This window comes from Micromonospora sp. WMMD956 (assembly GCF_029626125.1).
Lineage (GTDB): Bacteria > Actinomycetota > Actinomycetes > Mycobacteriales > Micromonosporaceae > Micromonospora > Micromonospora carbonacea.
Map to the genome: position 1 here is coordinate 2,341,181 of NZ_JARUBI010000005.1, position 17,828 is coordinate 2,359,008.

Here is a 17,828-nt window from a genome sequence, read left to right on the forward strand (position 1 = left end):
GGACCTCGGCGTCCGCCCCGGTCACCGGTACGCCCTCGCCTGTAGCTCGAACATCTCCGCGTAGAGGCCGTCGGCGGCGATCAGGTCGGCGTGACAGCCCAGCTCGGCGACCCGGCCGTCGGCGAGCACCACGATCAGGTCGGCGAGCTGGACGGTGGAGAAGCGGTGCGACACGAACACGCTGACCGCGCCGGTGGCGGCGGCGACCCGGGCGGCCTGGAGCCGGTACCGCTCGAACATGGCGTGCTCGGCCTCGGCGTCGAGGGCGGCGGCGGGCTCGTCGAGGACGACCAGCAGGGGGTCGTCGCGCATGAACGCCCGGCCGAGAGCGAGCTTCTGCCACTGACCGCCGGAGAGCTCGGCCCCGTCGGCGTACTCGCGGCCGAGCGGGGTGTCCAGGCCGGCTTCGAGCTGCCCGACGAGGTCGTCCGCGCCGGCACGCCCCAACGCGGCACGCACCGCCGGCTCGTCGTCGAGCCGGGGCAGGTCGCCGACGCCGACGGTCCGCCGGGCCGGCAGTTCGAGGCGTACGAAGTCCTGGAAGCCGGCCGCGATCCGGGCCCGCCACCCGGGCAGCGACAGGTCGGTCAGGTCGACGCCGTCGACGAGCACCCGGCCGGCGGTCGGGCGCAGCAGCCCGCAGACGAGCTTGACGAGGGTGGTCTTGCCGGCGCCGTTGTCGCCGACGATCGCCACGGTCGCGCCCGCCGGCAGGTGCAGGTCGAGCGCGGCGAGCACCGGCTGCTCCCCGCCGGGATAGCGCAGCTCGACGCCGACGAGCCGGATGCCGTGGCGCAGCCGCGCCGGCGCCGGCGCGGCCGAACCGGCGGGGGCGGTCGGGTCGCCGGGACCGGCGGGCAGGGCACCGGGCCGGTCGGCGCGCTCCCCGGCCCGGACCAGCCCGTGCACCTCGTCGAGCCGCTGGTAGACGCTGCGCAGCCGCTGGAGGTCCTGGAGGACGCCGACCGCGGCGGCCACCTGCTGATTGACCTGCGCCGCGATGGTGATGACCAGGATGACGTCGCCCACGCCCCGGCGGCCGGCGACGGCGTCGCGCAGGATCAGGAGCACGGCGGCGATGTAGCCGCCCGCGAACGCCAGTTGCCCGAGCATGCGGACGAGGCTCGCCACGGCCTGCGTGCGCCACAGCCGCCGGGTGGCGTCCTGCCGGAACGCCCCGTGCCGGCGGCGCACCTCCTGCTCCAGGCCGAAGACCCGCAGCTCCTTGCCGGACGCGGCGTGGGTGGCGAGGCGGAACAGGCCCAGGGCCCGGCGGGTGGACTCGGCGCTGGCCTCCCGCGACCGGTCGACCATGCGCTCCGCCCACCGGCCGGCCAGCAGCGGCGGCACGGCGACCAGCGGCAGCAACAGCAGCAGCGGGTGCAGCGAGGCGAGCACCGCCGTCGTCAGCGTCATGGCGACGGCCAGGCCGACGCCGGTCAGCACGGCCTGGAGGCCGACGCGGAGCTGCTCGACGTCCTCCTCCAGGATCCTGACCTTGTCGGCGAACTCGGGCTGCTCGAAGTGGGCCATCCCGGCCGAGCCGTTGGTGGCGTCCATCAGCTCCTGGTGCAGGTGCAGGACGTCCAGCTCCGACAGCTCGAAGTAGGCGATGTGCGCGAAGTGGCCGAGGGTCAGGCCGGCGATCAGCAGCACCGCCACGGCGACCCCGGCGAGGCTCGCGGCGACCGGCCGCCCGGCGTTCGCGGCCTCGAACAGGACGCGCAGCATGATCGCCACCAGGGGCCACGCCGCCGCGCCGGCGACGACGAGGACCAGCGCCGTGACGGCCTTGCGCCGGTCCTGACGCAGCGAGGTCCGCCACAGCGACCAGGCGGCCGACAAAAGTCCACGACTCATCCGGGGCTCCGCTCCTGTCCGATCTCCACCGGCCCGCCGTCGCCGTCCGGGCGGTCGTCGAGGAACCGGGCCGCCTGCAACTCGAACAGCCGGGCGTACCGGCCGCCGTGGCGCAGCAGCTCGTCGTGCGAGCCCTGCTCGGCGACCCGCCCCTCGGCCAGCACGACGATGTGGTCGGCGCGGCGCACGGTGGCGAACCGGTGCGAGATGAGGACCGTGGTGACGCCCGCCGTGGCGGCGATGATCTCGTCGAAGAACCGCGCCTCGGCGCGGACGTCCAGGCTGGCCGTCGGCTCGTCGAGGACGAGCACCGACGCGCCGTGGCGGACGGCGAACAACGCCCGGGCGATGGCGAGCCGCTGCCACTGGCCGCCGGAGAGGTCCACCCCGCCGCGTAGCTGCCCGGACAGCGGGGTGTCCAGTCCCTGCGGCAGCGCGTCGAGCGTGTCCAGGATGCCCGCCGCCTCGGCCGCCGCCCGGATGCCGGCGAGGTCACCGGCGTGTCCGGCGGCACCGAGCGCGATGTTGTCGGCGGCGCTGGCCTCGTACCGCAGGTAGTCCTGGAAGATCACGGCGAGGTTGCCGCGCCATCGCGCCACGGGTAGGGCGTCGACGGGCTGCCCGCCCGCGGTGATCCGGCCCGACGTCGGGGTCGCCAGCCGGGCGAGCAGCTTGACCAGGGTGGTCTTGCCGGCGCCGTTGAGCCCCACGATCGCGGTGCACCTGCCCGGGGGCAGGGTGAGGTCCAGGTCGGTGAACACGGGCGCGGACCGGTGCGGGTAGCGGTAGGACACCGACTCGAAGCGGATCGGCCCGGCGGCGGGCGGCGGGCCCGGCTCCCCGGCCGGGCGCGGCGCGGGCGGGAGCGCGGGTGCCGGGGCGGAGCGGGCCCGCATGCCGGCGCGGAACTCGTCGACCGCGCGGTAGGCGTTCATGCCGAACTGGGTCTGCACGTCGGCCTCGGGATAGAACTCGCCGAGCTGGATCGCCGCCAGGACCGCCTGGATGACCAGCGCCAGCCGGGTGAGGTCGACGTCCCGCTGCCCGCCGGCCACGCCCAGCGCGGCGAGGACCGCGACGAGCACCACCAGCCCGAGGGCCGTGTAGCCGAAGTAGGGCCGCAGGTAGACGCGGCGGCGCTCGGCCCAGACCGGGCGCATCCAGTCCAGGTAGGCCACCGCGTACTGCTCGCGCAGCCACGGCAGGAGGCCGAAGACGCGGATCTCCTTGGCCGCCGGCCTGCCGGTGGCGACGGAGCGGAAGTACGTCAGCCGGCGCACCCGGGCCACGATCGTGCCGTAGATCGCCGCGTACTTGCGCAGGCCACCGCGCTGCCCGTGGCGGAACGCCAGGACGGCGGCGAGCAGGCCCACGCCCGCGAGCCAGGAGAACACCACGCCGACGACCACCGCGTACCCGGTGAGCTGGCCGTAGCGGGCGAGCAGCGCCAGCATCCCGGCGCAGGCGGCCCCGGGGCTCTGGATGCCCTGCTCCACCTCGCGGGACGCCTCGCTGAGCCGGTCGGTCAGCGCCCGGTCGTCGAGCGGTTCCATGCCCGGGCTGCTCAGCGCGGCGGCCATCAGCTCGTCGGCGACCCACCCGTCGACGCGGCGCTGGACCAGCAGCCCGGTGGTGAGCTGGAGCTGGGCCAGCAGTTGCTGCGCGCTGAGCGCGGCGGCGGCGACGACGAACGCGGTCACCAGCCGTCCGAACGCGGGCGAGTCCACCCCGTCGCGGACGGCGGCGGGCAGCCGCCCGACGAGCAGGCTCGTCATCACGATGAACAGCACCGGCGCGGCGGCCAGCAGCACGTTGTTGACGACGGCGGCGGTCACCGCCGCCCAGCCCGCGCGCGGCAGCAGCCGCACGATGCGCCACCGGTCCACGGCGGTGCGCCGCAGCACGCCGAGCGCGGGTATACGTTCCGGCCCGTCGACGGTCATACCCGTTCCTCGATCCCCAAGAGTTGGCCGGCGCGGTCCTGCGCGCGCCGGAACGCCTCCGCCGCCGCCGCGCCCTCGGCGAAGGCCCGCACCGCGTCCAGCCCCGCGGTGTCCCGCGCGCCGCCGACGACGTGGTGCCAGACGCCGGCCGCGCGCACCGTCGCCACGAGACCGTCGTCGGGCACCTGCCCGGCGGCGATCACCACCGTGTCGGCGGGTACGACGCGCGGCTGCCCCTCGGCGTCGGCGAAGTGCACCCCGGCCGGGCTGATCCGCAGGTCGCGGACGCCGGGCACGACGTCGACCCGCTGCCGGCGCAGCTCGGCGAGCACCGCCCACCGCGTCGAGCGCCCCAGCCGGGGGCCGAGCCGGCGGCCCCGGTGCAGCACCGTGACCCGCCGTGCCGGCCCGGCCGGGTGGCTGGCCAGGTGCGCCACGTCCACGGCGACGCCGCCCCCGCCGATGACGACGACGCGTTCCCCCAGCGCGCCGTCGGCGAAGGCCGCCGGGTAGCCGAGCACGTGCGGCAGGTCGACGCCGGGGATCGACGCGGGCCGGGGCAGCACGCCGGTGGCGACGACCACCCCGGCGTAGCCGCCGAGCAGGTCCCGGTCGGCGGCGGTGATCCGGCGACCGGTGCGCAGCGCGACGCCGAGCCGGGCCAGCTCGGTGACGAGGAACCCGACCGCAGCGAGGTAGTCGGACTTGCCGGGCACCCGGCCCGCCAGCCGGAACTGGCCGCCGGGCTCGTCGTCGGCCTCGTACACGGTGACCCGGTGCCCGGCCAGCGCAAGCCCGTGGGCGGCCCTGAGGCCCGCCGGGCCGGCCCCGACGACGGCGACCCGGCGGGGCGACGCGGCGGGCCTCGCCGCCGGCTCGTGCTCGCGCCCGACGCGGGGGTTGACCATGCAGGACACCGGCTCGTCGGCCAGCGACCGGTCGATGCAGGCCTGGTTGCAGGCCACGCAGACGTTCACCGGCCGGCCGGCGCGGGCGTTGGCGACCAGCGCCGGGTCGGCGAGGAACGGCCGCGCCATGGACACCAGGTCCAGCGGCGTGCCGGCGAGGACGGCCTCGGCCTGCGACAGCCGGTTGATCCGGTTGCTGGCCAGCACGGGGAGCGCGCCGACGGCTGCCTTGACCGCCGCCGCCACCGGCACCCAGTGCCCGGGCGGGACCACGGCCTGCACGGTGGGGACCGGGGACTCGTGCCAGCCGACCCCGACGTTGAGGGCGTCCGCGCCGGCTGCGGCGAGCGCGCGGGCGTACGCCAGCACGTCGTCGCGGGTGGTGCCGCCGGCCAGCAGGTCGTCGCCGGTCATCCGCACGATCACCGGAAAGTCGGGGCCGACGGCCGCGCGCACCGCCCGGACCACCGCCACCGGGAAACGGGACCGCCGCTGCGGGTCGCCGCCCCACTCGTCGTCGCGGAGGTTCGTCAGCGGGGAGAGGAACTGGTCGAGCAGGTAGCCCTCGGAGCCCATGATCTCCACGGCGGCGAAGCCGAGGTCGCGGGCGTGGGCGGCCCCCCGGGCGAAGTCCGCGACCGTGCGCGCGATGCCGGCGGCGTCGAGCGCGGTCGGGGTGTGCCGGGAGAACGCGCTGTAGACGGCGGACGGGGCGACCGGGTGGGGGCCGCCCGCCGGGGGCCGGGCGTACCGCCCGGCGTGGAACAGTTGCAGGGCGAGCAGCCCCCCGGCGGCGCGCACCTCGGCGGCGACGCGCCGCAGCCGGGCCCGGAACCGGGCGTCGTCGAGCACGCCGTAACCCGGCCCCCCGGCGCCCTCCGGGCTGACGGCCGCGCCGCCGGTGACCATCAGCCCGGCCCCGCCCCGGGCCCGCTCGACGTAGAACGCCGCCAGCGCCGCGCCGCCGTCGTCGCGGGCCTCCCAGCCCAGGTGCATGGCCCCGGTGACGACGCGGTGCGGCAGCGCCAGCCGGCCGATCCGGCCGGGGCGCAGCACGTGCTCCAGGCCGGTCGTCATGTCAGGGGGGCGGTCAGGTCCTGGACGAACGGCGGCGAGACGATCGACAGGCCGCCGTCGGCGACGATGGTCTGCCCGGTGATGTACTCGGCCGCCGGGGAGAGCAGGAACGCGACGACGTCGGCGATCTCCTGGGCGGTGCCCATCCGCCCCTTGGGGATCTTGGGCAGCACCGTGGACAGCGGGGCCATCCCGGGCACGTCGTAGAAGTACTGCGACGACTCGGTCTCGATGATGCCGCCGTTGACCGCGTTGACGTTGATGCCGCGTTCGCCGAACTCCAGGGCCATGTAGCGCACCCACGCCTCGATCGCGGCCTTGGCCGCGCCGAGGTTCGCGTACGTGGGGTAGGCGCGGATGCTGCCGTAGCTGGACAGGGCCACGATCCGGCCGCCGTCGGGCATCAGCCGCACCGCGTGCTGGCAGCCGAGCACGAACGCGCGCAGGTTCATCGCGTACGAGCGGTCGAGGTGGTGGACCTTCAGGTCCATGATGTTCTTGAACGAGCTGGCCGCCGCGTTGCAGACGAAGTAGTCGAGGGTGCCGAACTCCTGCTCGGCGGCGGCGAACAGCCGGTCGATCTCCTCGGGCTGCTCGACGTCGGCGGCCACGGTGAGCGCCCGGCCGCCGAGCTGCTCGATCTCCTTGCGGACCTGGTCGGCCAGCTCCGCGTTCTTCTTGTAGTTGACGACGACCGAGCCGCCGCCCCGGGCCAGGGTGAGCGCGAGGGCCCGCCCGATGCCCCGGGAGCTGCCGGTGATCAGTGCGGTCTTGCCGTGGTAGCTCGTCACCGTTGCCCCGCCAGGATCTCTCGTGCGATGACCGTCTTCTGGATCTCGTTGGTGCCTTCCTCGAAGCGCTGGGCGCGGGCGTCCCGGTAGACGCGCTCGATGGGGCTGCCCTCCCAGTAGCCGATGCCGCCGTGCGCCTGCAACGCCTTGTCGGTGACCCGGGTCAGCATGTCGACGGCGACCAGCTTGGCCATCGAGGACAGCGCGTCCGCGTCGGCGGCCCCCGCCTCCCACCGCCGGGCCGCGTGCAGGGTGAGCTGCCGGGCGGCCTCGATGTCGGCGGCGTTCTCGGCGAGCGCGAAGGCGATCGCCTGTCGGGCGGTCAGCGGCTTGCCGAAGGTGACCCGGCGGCGCGCGTGGGCGACCGCGAGCTCCTGGGCGCGGCGGGCCAGGCCGACGCAGGTCATGGCGACGCCGATGCGGCTGGGTGTGAGGAAGCCGCCGAGGGCGACCGCGAGGCCCGCGCCCTCCTCGCCGAGCCGGTTGGCCACCGGCACCCGGGCCCCGTCGAAGATCAGGTGGGCGTGGTCGGTGCCGCGCACCCCCATGGTGTCGGCCATCGGCTCGACCCGGACACCCGGGACGTGCCGGTCCACCATGAGCGCGACGGTGCCGTCCTTGCCGGTGGTGCCGGCGAGCCGGGCGAACAGCAGCCAGTAGTCGCAGCTCACCCCGAAGGTGATCAGGTGTTTCTCGCCGGAGAGGAGATAGGTGTCGCCGTCGCGGACCACGCTGGCGCGCAGGTCGGCCCCGGTGCCGGCGGTGGGTTCGGTGAGGGTGAACGCCACCCGCAGGTCGCCGGCCACCTGCGGAAGCACGAACCGCTTGCGCTGCTCGTCGGTGGCGAACTGGTCCATGGCCCGCCAGACGCCGTTGCAGACGTGCACGATCATCCGCAGCGACGCGTGGGACATGGAGAACAGTTCGAGCAGCCGCAGGTACTGCGTGAAGGAGAGCCCGGCGCCGCCGTACTCGGCCGGGGCGGCCAGCCGCAGGTAGCCACGGTCGCGCAGGTCGTCCCAGAGCTGCGGCGGCACCGCCCGGGTGCGCTCGATGGTCTCGGCGTATTCCTCGCCGGGCCCGCGGACGAACGCCTCGACCTCGTGGGCGAGCGTCGCGAACGCCTCGCCGTCGTCGTCGGTCACGTGGCCTCCTCGCTGATGATCTGCTTGAGCTGGTCTCGCAGCACGAACTTCTGCACCTTGCCGACCACGTTGCGGGGCAGCTCGGGCACGGTCTCCAGCCGCTCGGGCCAGTACTGCTTGGCGACCTTGCGCCCGTCCAGGAACCGCCGCATCCCGTCGAGCGTGAGCGGTTCCGGCGCACTCCCCGGCCCGGCCACCGGCCCGGCCGCCGCCGGCCCGGCCACCGGTCCCGCCTCCGCCGGTCCGGTTGCCTCCGGTGCCGGCTGCGGCACGACGAAGGCGCAGGCCCGCTCGCCCAGGCGCGGGTCCGGCATCGCGACGATCGCCACGTCGCGGACGGCCGGGTGGGTGTGCAGGAGCTGCTCCACCTCGGCCACCGGGATCTTCTCCCCGCCCCGGTTGATGACGTCGCGCACCCGGCCGGTGATCCGCACGAACCCGGCCGCGTCGATGACCGCCAGGTCCCCGCTGCGGTACCAGCCGTCGGGCGTCAGGGCGGCGGCCGTCCACTCGGGATGGTCGAGGTAGCCGGCGAAGAGGCAGTCGCCGCCGACCTCGAAGTTGCCCTCGGTGCCGGCGGGCAGGACGCTGCCGTCGTCGCCGGTGACCCGGATCCGCACGCCGCGCAGCGCGCGGCCGTCCGTGCCCCAGGCGCGGGCCGGCTCGTCGGTCGGCGCGGCGAGCGTGCCGAGGCAGGACTCGGTGGAGCCCCACGCGCCGCACACCGCCGCCCCCAGGGTGCGGGTGGCCCGCTCGGCGAGGGCGCGGGGCACCGCCGCGCCGGTGGCGACGAAGACGCGCAGCGCCTCGGGCGGCCCGCCGCCGGCCTCGACGGCGTCCACCAGGTCGGCGAGGAACGGCGTGGCGGCCTGGACGAAGGTCGCGCCGGTGCGGTGCAGCGTGGCCAGGGCGGCGGGCCCGCTCCAGACCGGCTCCAGCACGACCGGCGCGCCGAGGACGAAGCCGACCCACATGCCGTAGAGGAAGCCGGTCTGGTGCGCCAGGGGCGACGGCACGTACAACCGGTCGGCCGCCGTGAGCCCGAGGTGGCGGGCCTGCATGGCCGCCGCGCGGGTCAGCGTGTCGGCGCGGTGCAGCACGCCCTTGGGCTGGCCCGACGTGCCCGAGGTGAACATGAGCTGGGCGAGGGCGTCCGGGGCGGGCCGGCGGGCGGAAAGGGCCGCCGCGCCGGGGCGCTGCCGGGCGAGGGCCGCGCCGAACCGCTGCCACCGCGCGGCCGGGCCGGCCTCCGGTGCCGCACCGGGCGACGCCGGGCCCGCCAGCTCCGGGCCCGGGGACGCCGCACCCGGGGACAGCGCGCCCCCCGCCGGCAGCGGGCCGTCGCCGCCGACGACGAGGACGTGCGCCACGGCCGGCGCGCCGGGCGCGGCCAGCACCGCTGCGGTCTCGGCGACGTGGTCGCGCCCCCGGAAGGCGGCGGGCACCACGAACACCCGCGCCCGCGAGCGGCGCAGCAGGTCGTCGACCTCCCGCTCGCGGAAGAACGGCATCATCGGGCAGCAGACCGCGCCGATCCGCAGGGTGGCGAGGGTGAGCACGACGAACTCGTGCCAGTTGGGCAGCTGCCAGGCGACGACCTCGCCCGGGGCGACGCCCAGCTCCAGCAGCAGCGCCGCCGCGGCGTCCGCGCGCCGGTCCAGCTCCCCCCAGGTGAGTACGCCGCCCGGCCGCCCCGGCGAGGCGGCCTCGATCACGGCGGCGGCGTCGGGGCGGGCGTGGGCGTGCCGGCGCACCAGGTCGGCGGGGCCGGTGGCGGCCAGCCGGGCCGGGGACGGCAGCGCCGCCGGGCGGGCCGGCTCCCGGTCGGCCGGCGGCCTGTCGACCGGGGCCCGGTCGACGGACATGTTCAGGCCGACCGCGTTCATCTGGTCGAGGAACTGCGGGTAGGAGATCCGGTGGGCGTTGGGGTAGGTGAGCCGGCTCTCGCCGGAGGCCCGGGACGCGGCCACGGCCAGGGCCATCAGCACCCGGTGGTCGTTGAACGACGACAGGTCGGCCTCCCGCAGCCGGTCCACACCGTCGCAGACGAGCCGGTCGGCGTCCAGCCGCACCCGCCCGCCCATCCGGTTGAGCTGGAGCATCGCGGCCACCCGGTCGGACTCCTTGAGCCGGACGTGCGCCACGTTCTCCAGGACGGTGCTGCCCCGGGCGTGGGCCCCCAGCACGCTGAGCACCGGGAGCATGTCGGGCACGGCGCGGCAGTCGACGCGTACGCCGGTCAGCCGGGACCCGTCGTGCCGCACCCGGGTCCAGCCGGTGGCCGGGTCGCGCAGCAGCGGCAGGCCCATCTCGCGCAGGTGGTCCAGCAGGTCGGCCTCGGGGTGGTCGACCTCGCCCGACGGGCCGGCCGGCAACCCCCGGAAGAGGACGTCGGACGGGTGCAGGGCCGCCGCCGCCAGGCCGAAGGCCGCCGCGCCGACGTCGGGCGGCAGGTGGATCTCGGCGGGGGTGGCCCGCTGCCCCGGCTCGATCTCGAACCGCCGCCCGTCCGCGCCGACGCTCACGTGCAGGCCGAACCGCCGCATCATCGCGATGGTCAGGTCGACGTAGGAGCGCTCGTTGAACGGCCCGACGACGTCGACCACGGTCGGGCCCGTGGCGAACGGGCCGACCAGCAGCAGGCTGGAGATCCACTGCGAGAGGGTGCCCGGGATCTCCACCCGGCCCCCGGTCGGCGGGCGGGCCGGGACCCGGATCGGCAGGAGCCCGCCGGTGGACCCGATCTCCACGCCGATGCCGGCCAGCGCGTCGAGCAGCGGACCGATGGGCCGCCGCCGGAAGTACTTCTGGCCGGTGATCGTGACCGGCGACCCGGCCAGCGCGGCGAGCCCGGTCAGGAAGTAGAGCGTCGTGCCGGAGCTGCCGACCGAGACCTCCGGGCGGACCGGCCGGTAGGGGCCGCCCCGCACCACGAACGTGTCGTCGTCGACGGTGATCGAGGTGCCGAGGTCCCGCAGGGCGGCGATGGTGTGGCGCACGTGGCCGGCGCCGCAGGCGCCGTGGATGCGGCTCGTGCCGTCGGCGAGCGACGCCAGCATCAGCGCGCGGTGGGCATGGTATTTCGATGCCGGTATGTCGAGTTCCCCCACGAGGGGTTCGCTGGTCCCCTTGATGACAAGACGCACGGTCGCTCCCCGCAGTGTGTGTCAGCCGGTCGCGGTCTCGCCGCGCGACGCCGTCGTCCCGCCCGCCGGTGCCGTCGCGGCGGGGGGCACGCCGGTGCCCGTCGCCGGCGACACGCCGACCCCGCCGAAGACGGCGTGCATGCCGCCGTCGGCGTGCACCACCTGCCCCGTGGTGTGCCGGGACAGGTCCGACAGCAGGAACAGGACCGCGCCGACGACGCGCGCCGGGTCGGCGCGGTCCCAGCCCAGCGGGGCCCACCGCTCGTACTGGTCGGCCAGCTCGGCGAAGGTGCGCACCCCGCGCGCCGACACGGTCTCGACCGGGCCGGCGGCGACCAGGTTGACCCGGATGCCGGACGGCCCGAGGTGCAGCGCGAGGTAGCGGGCGACGGCCTCCAGCGCCGACTTGTAGACCCCCATCCAGCCGTAGCCGGGCAGGGCGCGGGTGGAGTCGACGGTCAGGCCGACCGCCGCGCCGCCGCCCGGCGCGCGCGCGAGCAGCGGCGCGAGCGCGGTGGTGAGCTGCTGGAAGGAGTACGCCGACGCCCGGAACCCGTCGAGCACGCCGCTGGCCGGCGCGCTGACGAAGCCCGGGCCCAGCGCGTCGGGCGGCGCGGCGGCGATGCTGTGCAGCACGCCGTCGAGCTGCCCCCACCGGCTCTCGATCTGCTCGGCCAGGGACGCGACGCTCTCGTCGGACATGACGTCCAGGTCGAGCACCTCGGCCGGGGACGGCAGCAGGTCGGCCACCTTGCGGGTGATGCGGGCCACCCGACCGAACGAGGTCAGGACGACCTCGCAGCCCTCCCGTTGCAGGGCCGCCGCCACGTGCCAGGCGATCGACTCGTTGTTGAGGACGCCGGTGACGAGGTAGCGGCGCTTGTCCAGGCTGAGCAGGGAGGTCAATGTGACGCGCCCGCGACGATCCGCGTGACGAGTTGCCCGATGGTGACGTCGGCCAGCTCGCTGCGCGGGATCTCCACCTTGAACTCCTTGACGACCATGGCCATCAGGTCGGCGACGTCCAGCGAGTCGATGTCGAGCTGGTCGAACTTGGCGTCCGGGGTGATCGCCTCCTCGTCGACGCCGAGGTCGATCAGCTCGACGCGGAGCCGGTCGGCGACGACGGACTCGGTGATCGGGGCAGAGGGGGAAGACATGCGGGGCACTCCTTCGGTCGATGTTCTCGGCTACGCGGCCAGCGGCGCGCGGCGGGCGAAGTTGGCGTGGTGCCGCTGCGCCCAGTACCACTGCCGCCAGTAGCTCTCCGCCAGGGCGAGCCAGGTCTCCAGCCGGCCGACGTCGTCGAGGAACCGGTTGGCGCTGACCAGGAGCCAGCTGTAGACGCCCTGGCTGTCGCGGCAGTCGGCGCAGTTGCCGGACGTGCAGCAGAACTGGAGGGTCTGGTAGTCGGCGCCGTAGACGGCGAAGCCGTCCAGGACGGGGTTGCCGTTGGCGATCCGGTCGGCGTGGTCGGGGTGCTCGACGCTGATGCTCGGGCAGACGTCGTAGCCGAACTGGCCGCCCCAGTGGCTGCGCCCGGTGATCAGCGTCTCGATGAAGTACGGGTGGCTGACCACCGTCTCCGGGTACTTCTCCTTGATCCGCAGCGCCTCGGCGAGGGTGCGCTGCTCGTTGTCGATCCGCAGGGCGTGGTCGCTGCCGTGGTCGGAGTAGAAGTTGAAGGTGACCTGGTTGCCGTTGTCCTGGATGGCCCGCACCGTCGGCTCGACGTACCGCAGGCCCTCCTCCGACAGCGCGTACACGAAGATGACGCGCGGGTCGTTGCGGTAGTGCCCGAGGGCGGTCTCGAAGAGCCCGGTGAACGCCGACCCGTTCGGGCGGTAGCCGCGCAGGGAGTCGTCGAGCGGGCCGCCGCCGAACAGGCTGATCGCCACCGCGACGCCCTCGAACCCGGCGCGCGGCAGCGGCCGGATCCCGTTGGTGGAGATCGTGACGTACGGGAGCCGCTCGACGAACGGCACGACCCGGTTGAGCACGAGCGTGGGCTCGCCGCCGATGAGCGTCGCCTGGGTGACGCCCCGGGCGGCGAGCGAGTCGACGAAGTCGGAGATGACGACGGGGTCCGACGTCTCCGGGACGGCCGCGTCGAAGCCTCCCTCGAAGTACCAGCAGCCCTTGCACCGGATGTTGCACGTGGTGGTCAGGTGGACCTCGGACGCGGTGACCCGCAGGCCCATGTCCCGGACGGCGGCGAGCCGCGCGGCCAGGTCGGGGCGGCCGGCGAGCAGCGCCTGGAGCCGGGCCTTGGCCTCCTTGCGGGACGGCGGGCGTGGATTGATGGCGACAGGGGTGGGCATGACGCGGTCGTCCCTTCCGTCAGTCCGGTACGACGAGCCCGAGGGAGTGGATGCGGGGCGTGACCGTCTGCAACCACTTCTCCAGGGCCTCGCGGTTGGTCGTCCGGCGCAGGCCGAACCGGACCGCCCGCTTGGAGCGCTCGGAGTCCGGCGTGCCGAAGAGGCCCTGGAACACCGGCCACAGGCGGTTGAGGCCCGCCTGGAGCTGCTCGCGGCCCTCGTCGGTGGTGGCCAGGTTGCGGCAGACGCGCGCGCCGTGGGCGATGTGGATCTTCTCGTCGAGGATGATCGTGCGGACGGCGTCGGCCCAGGGCTTGTAGCTGCTCTCGGCGAACTCCCTGATCATCAGCAGGGCGCTCTCCTCGCCGATGTAGGAGTAGATCCCGCGCTCGGCCCACGTGGTGCACTGGTGCAGGCGCTTGTCGGAGAAGAGCCGCCGCTCCTCGATCGTCTGCTCCTCCATGTAGGTCGTGTCGATGCCGATCTCGGCGAGGACCCGCTTGCCGATCTTGTAGTGGTCGTACTCCTCCGCCGCCCGCTCGGCGCACACCTGGCGCTCCTCGGCGTTGGGGGCCAGCGGGATGAACATCATGGTGTAGTCGTCGCCGCCGGAGAGCTCGCCCTCCGTATTGATCATGACCTGGCTGATGAGCGCCTTCTGGTACGCCCGGGGCATGCGCTTGAACTCTTCGGGGGTGCGCACCACGACTTCCTCGTCGTCGAGGATCTCGACTGACATGACAAACCACCTCCTGTCGACTAAAGCCCGAATGGTGCCGGCCGGAAATAATGGGATCTGCCGCACCGTTACGGCATTCCCGCCGAATCGCGTGGAGTTCTGGTGGCCCGAATCAGGTCCGGATCGGTGCGAGGCTGTCGACCGCCAGCCGCTGCACTTCCGGCCGCTGGATCTTCCCGAGCGGGGTACGCGGAAAGGCGTCGACGCCGATCTCCTTGAGCGCGACGAACCTGCGCGGCACCTTGAACGGGCTCAGGAACCGCAGCAGCGTCGCGCGCCAGGCGTCGTCGTCGGCGACGGCGCCGGGCAGCAGCGTGTAGACGAGGATCAGCTCCACACCCGTGACCGGGTGCGGCAGCGCCGCGACGACGGCGTCCTCGACGCCCGCCAGGTGGGGCACGGCGTTCTCGATCTCGGCGGGGTAGACGTTCTCGCCGCTGACGATGACCATGCTGTCGATCCGGTCGACGATGGACAGCTCGCCGCGCTCGTCGAGGTGCCCCAGGTCGCCGCTGCGCACCCAGCCGTCGTCGAGCCGCTTCGCGGTGAGCTCCGGCGCGGCCTCGTAGCGGGTGAAGATGCTCGGGCCGCTGAGCAGGACCTCGCCGTTCTCGCCCGGCGGGGCGTCCCGCCCGTCCGGGCCGACCACGCGCACCCGGGCGAACGGCACCGGCAGCCCGGCGCTGCGGCGCTCCCCCGGCCGGCGGTCGCGCGGCTCCACCGTCGTCAGGGAGGTCATCTCCGTCATGCCGTAGACCTGGTGGACGCGGATGCCGAAGGTGTCCTCGAAGCGGTGGATCAGCTCCGGGCCGAGCGCCGAGCCACCGGCGAGGACGCCCTTGAGGCTGCCGGCCGCCGGCCGCTCCGGCCGCTCCACCAGGTTGGCCAGGTAGGCGTTGACGACCAGCGTCCATGTCGGGCGGTGCCGGTCGACGTAGTGCCAGAACCGCACCAGCGCCGTCTCGGACCGCACGCAGACCGACCGGCCGCCGCTCCACAGCGGGGTGAGCGTCGGGAACCCCTGCCCACCGGCGTGGAACAACGGGACGACGTTGAGGAAGACGTCGTCGGGGCCCGCGTCGGCCCACCTCACCATGGCCAGGGAGTTGGCGAGCAGGCTGCGGTGCGACAGCACGACGCCCTTGGGGACCCCGGTCGAGCCGGAGGTGTAGACGATCTCCGCGTCGCCCGTCCCGCCGTCGCGGGGGGCGGTCAGCTCCCCCCGGTACGCCGCGCCGCGCGCCAGCACGTCGGCCAGGAGCGCCTCGGCGTCGTCCACGGCGCCCCGGCGCGGCCCCGGGCCGATCTTCGTGAGGACCGGCGTGGGGGCGAGCACCAGCGCGGGCGCGCAGTGCCCGAGCAGCGCGTCCAGCTCGCCGGGACCCGACTTCGGGTTGAGCGGCACGAGCACGCGCTGCGCGGCGATGACGCCGATGAACAGCAGCGCCGTCAGCGAGGTGTTGTGCATGACGACCGCCACCCGGCCGCCCGGCGGCACGCCGTGCTCGTCGAGCAGGGCGGCGCAGCCCCGGGTGAAGGTCAGGACGTCGGCGAAGCTCGCCGTCCGGCCGCCCGGCTCGGCGGGGACCAGGTAAGGGCGGTCGCCGTGCCGCTCGGCGGCGGCGCGGACGAGGTCGAGCAGGTTCGTGGTGACCGCGAGATCCGGCTCGTCGAGCGGACTAGGCATGTGTGCTGTCGCTGCCGGCGGCGGCCCCCACCAGGTCACAGAGGCGGTTCACCGTGGGGTTGTCGAAGATGACGTCGACGACGTCGACCCCGTAGGCCGTCTCGACGCGGGTCACGATCTCCACCGCCGCGACCGAGTCCATGCCCAGCGCGACGAGGTCCTCGTCCGGGCCGAGGGTGGAACGGTTCAGCACGTCGGCGCAGATGGATGTCATCTTCAGTTGCAAATCGGTCATAGTCACTGAAGCGGCCTCCATGTCAATGTGATTCCACGGGCCACCGCGACCTTGCAGCAGCGAGCGAATCCCACGCTTGGGAACTCGTCGGGACCATACCCAGGGGGGCTGACGCTGTCCAGAAGGGACATCGATTCGTCCCACCACCTGCGACGTCCGGATATCTGCGCCACAAATTCGTTTACATATATGTACGATCGGCCGCATGGGGGGAAGAGGCCGGCCTAAGGCCGAACTGATGCTGAGCGACGAGGAGCGGGCACGGCTGGCGCGGGGCGCCCGGGCGGCCCGCTCGACGCAGGCGTACGCGCTGCGCTGCCGGATCGTGCTGGCCTGCGCCGACGGGGCGAGCAACGCGGAGGTCGCGGCCCGGTTCGGCGTGTCACCGCCGACCGTGGGCAAGTGGCGGTCCCGGTTCGTGGCGCGCGGGCTGCCGGGCCTCGCCGACGCGCCGCGCGCCGGCCGGCCCCCGACGATCGGGCCGGTCCGGGTGGAGCAGGTGGTGGCCGCCACCCTGGGCGCGCGGCCGGAGCGGGCGGCCCGCTGGTCCCGGGCGTCGATGGCCGCGCACAGCGGGCTGTCCGCCTCGACGGTGGGGCGCATCTGGCGACGGTTCGAGCTGCGGCCACACGTCCAGGACGGGCTCCGGCAAGCCGCCGACCCACGGTTCGCGGCGCGGGTCGGCGGCCCCTGTCGGCATCCGCCGGGACCGTGAACGAACTTCCGGCGCGCGGCGGCGCCGGACGGGCTCAGAGCTTGCGGGCCACCCCACCGACGATGGTGTGGTAGGTGGCGGTCTGCTGGCGGTCCTCCTCGCCGTCCGGACGCCATTCCGCCAGCGGGACCAGCCCGGGCGGCAGCAGCTCCAGATCGCCGAAGAAGCCCATGATCTCCGCCCGGGTGCGCCACCGGCCGGTGCCGAGGGTCTCGTTGAACACCTTCTCCACCGCCCGCGCCCGCTCCGAGACCTCCGGCTGGGCCTCGCCCGGGTCGTGGAAGTGGGAGATGGCCAGGTAGCTGCCGGGAGGCAGGGCGGCGACGAGCCGCCGGGCGACGCCGGCCGGGTCGTCATCGTCGTTGAGGTGGTGCAGGATCGCCAGCAGCAGCAGGCCGACCGGCTGGTCGAAGTCGATCAGCTTGCGTTCGGTGAGCTGCGCCAAGAGCTCGTCGGGCCGGCGGGCGTCACCCCCGAGCACAGTGGTGGTCCGGGCGTCGGCGAGCAGGGCCCGGCCGTGGGCGAGGGCCATCGGGTCGTTGTCCACGTAGACCACCCGGGCGTCCGGGTCGACCTCGTGGGCGATCTCGTGCACGTTGCCCTGGGTGGGCAGCCCGGAGCCGATGTCGAGGAACTGCCGGATGCCGGCCTCGGCCGCCAGGAATCTGACCGAACGTCGGAGGAAGGCCCGGCAGGCCCGCCCCGCCTCGGGACCGTCCGGCGTGACCTGCATGGCCATGTGGGCGGCCTGCCGGTCGACCGCGAAGTTGTCCTTGCCGCCGAGGTAGTAGTCGTATACCCGGGCAATGCTGGGCCGGGTGGTGTCGACGCCCGGAGGCGCCACCTTTTCGCTGGTCAACGCTTCGACCCCTCCGTACACGGCCATGGTCGCTCACACACTGGCGGGGAGACCACACACGACACCCATGGCTGCCGAACCGACGCCGGCCCACGAAAGATGGGACCGGATGTGCCCTGAGGGTAGATGAGCAACCCCGAAACGTCGATTCCACCCACGACAGTCCGGGCGGCCGGGACACGGAAGTTGCCCACCTCGACGGCTATCCATTGAAGTGTGGCGATGTTACCGGGTCATTTCACCGAACTCAAGCGCCGCGGCCCACCCCGCCCCACATGGGAAGTTGGCGGCAACCAAATCATGCGGATCGATGGATTAGGACTTATGCTGCCCGATGTCCCCATCGCGCCCGACGGGCTCGCCCGCCACCACCGGAGCCACTCGGCGGATCCGTCGCCGCGC

General features: G+C 74.3%; 14 protein-coding genes. 1 reads left to right on the forward strand and 13 read right to left on the reverse strand.

The window, feature by feature from the left end; translation table 11 throughout:
* Nucleotides 1–21: 21 nt before the first annotated feature.
* From O7628_RS10810 to O7628_RS10865, 12 genes are all read right to left on the reverse strand, one after another.
* On the reverse strand, nucleotides 22–1,860 hold the full coding sequence (locus O7628_RS10810) for an ABC transporter ATP-binding protein (protein WP_278130039.1): 1,839 nt from the start codon (nucleotides 1,858–1,860) through the stop codon (nucleotides 22–24).
* Nucleotides 1,857–3,803: an ATP-binding cassette domain-containing protein gene (locus tag O7628_RS10815; protein ID WP_278130041.1), complete on the reverse strand. Its 1,947-nt coding sequence runs from the start codon at nucleotides 3,801–3,803 to the stop codon at nucleotides 1,857–1,859. The genes O7628_RS10810 and O7628_RS10815 overlap by 4 nt, the downstream gene beginning before the upstream one ends.
* A complete protein-coding gene (locus O7628_RS10820; protein WP_278130043.1) occupies nucleotides 3,800–5,788 on the reverse strand; it encodes an FAD-dependent oxidoreductase in 1,989 nt (662 codons plus the stop codon). The genes O7628_RS10815 and O7628_RS10820 overlap by 4 nt, the downstream gene beginning before the upstream one ends.
* Nucleotides 5,785–6,579, reverse strand: a complete 795-nt coding sequence (locus O7628_RS10825; RefSeq protein WP_178066742.1) for an SDR family oxidoreductase — start codon at nucleotides 6,577–6,579, stop codon at nucleotides 5,785–5,787. The genes O7628_RS10820 and O7628_RS10825 overlap by 4 nt, the downstream gene beginning before the upstream one ends.
* Nucleotides 6,576–7,724, reverse strand: a complete 1,149-nt coding sequence (locus tag O7628_RS10830; RefSeq protein WP_278130046.1) for an acyl-CoA dehydrogenase family protein — start codon at nucleotides 7,722–7,724, stop codon at nucleotides 6,576–6,578. Before O7628_RS10830 ends, O7628_RS10825 begins: the two co-directional genes overlap by 4 nt.
* A complete protein-coding gene (aroA, locus tag O7628_RS10835) occupies nucleotides 7,721–10,870 on the reverse strand; it encodes a 3-phosphoshikimate 1-carboxyvinyltransferase (RefSeq protein ID WP_278130048.1) in 3,150 nt (1,049 codons plus the stop codon). The genes O7628_RS10830 and aroA overlap by 4 nt, the downstream gene beginning before the upstream one ends.
* 21 nt (nucleotides 10,871–10,891) lie before the next feature.
* The gene (locus O7628_RS10840) at nucleotides 10,892–11,776 is read right to left on the reverse strand and encodes an SDR family oxidoreductase (RefSeq protein ID WP_229405818.1); all 885 of its coding nucleotides are present in this window, start codon (nucleotides 11,774–11,776) and stop codon (nucleotides 10,892–10,894) included.
* Complete coding sequence (locus O7628_RS10845; RefSeq protein WP_043960761.1) at nucleotides 11,773–12,030, reverse strand: phosphopantetheine-binding protein; 258 nt, start codon at nucleotides 12,028–12,030, stop codon at nucleotides 11,773–11,775. Before O7628_RS10845 ends, O7628_RS10840 begins: the two co-directional genes overlap by 4 nt.
* A 30-nt stretch (nucleotides 12,031–12,060) precedes the next feature.
* Nucleotides 12,061–13,191, reverse strand: a complete 1,131-nt coding sequence (locus O7628_RS10850) for a radical SAM protein (protein ID WP_278130051.1) — start codon at nucleotides 13,189–13,191, stop codon at nucleotides 12,061–12,063.
* A 19-nt stretch (nucleotides 13,192–13,210) separates the two neighbouring features.
* On the reverse strand, nucleotides 13,211–13,930 hold the full coding sequence (locus O7628_RS10855; RefSeq protein WP_176734421.1) for a Phenylacetic acid catabolic protein: 720 nt from the start codon (nucleotides 13,928–13,930) through the stop codon (nucleotides 13,211–13,213).
* A gap of 112 nt (nucleotides 13,931–14,042) precedes the next feature.
* A complete protein-coding gene (locus tag O7628_RS10860) occupies nucleotides 14,043–15,617 on the reverse strand; it encodes a class I adenylate-forming enzyme family protein (RefSeq protein ID WP_278130052.1) in 1,575 nt (524 codons plus the stop codon).
* Nucleotides 15,610–15,831 (reverse strand): acyl carrier protein, encoded by a 222-nt coding sequence (locus O7628_RS10865; RefSeq protein ID WP_043960764.1) that lies wholly within the window; start codon nucleotides 15,829–15,831, stop codon nucleotides 15,610–15,612. The genes O7628_RS10860 and O7628_RS10865 overlap by 8 nt, the downstream gene beginning before the upstream one ends.
* Nucleotides 15,832–16,090: 259 nt before the next feature.
* Here O7628_RS10865 and O7628_RS10870 point away from each other — a divergent pair, with 259 nt between their 5' ends.
* Entirely contained in the window at nucleotides 16,091–16,567 is a 477-nt protein-coding gene (locus tag O7628_RS10870; protein ID WP_278130053.1) for a helix-turn-helix domain-containing protein, read from the forward strand.
* Nucleotides 16,568–16,601: 34 nt separating this feature from the next.
* Here the strand turns inward: O7628_RS10870 and O7628_RS10875 are convergent, their stop codons facing one another.
* Entirely contained in the window at nucleotides 16,602–17,426 is an 825-nt protein-coding gene (locus tag O7628_RS10875) for an SAM-dependent methyltransferase (protein WP_278130054.1), read from the reverse strand.
* Nucleotides 17,427–17,828: the final 402 nt, after the last annotated feature.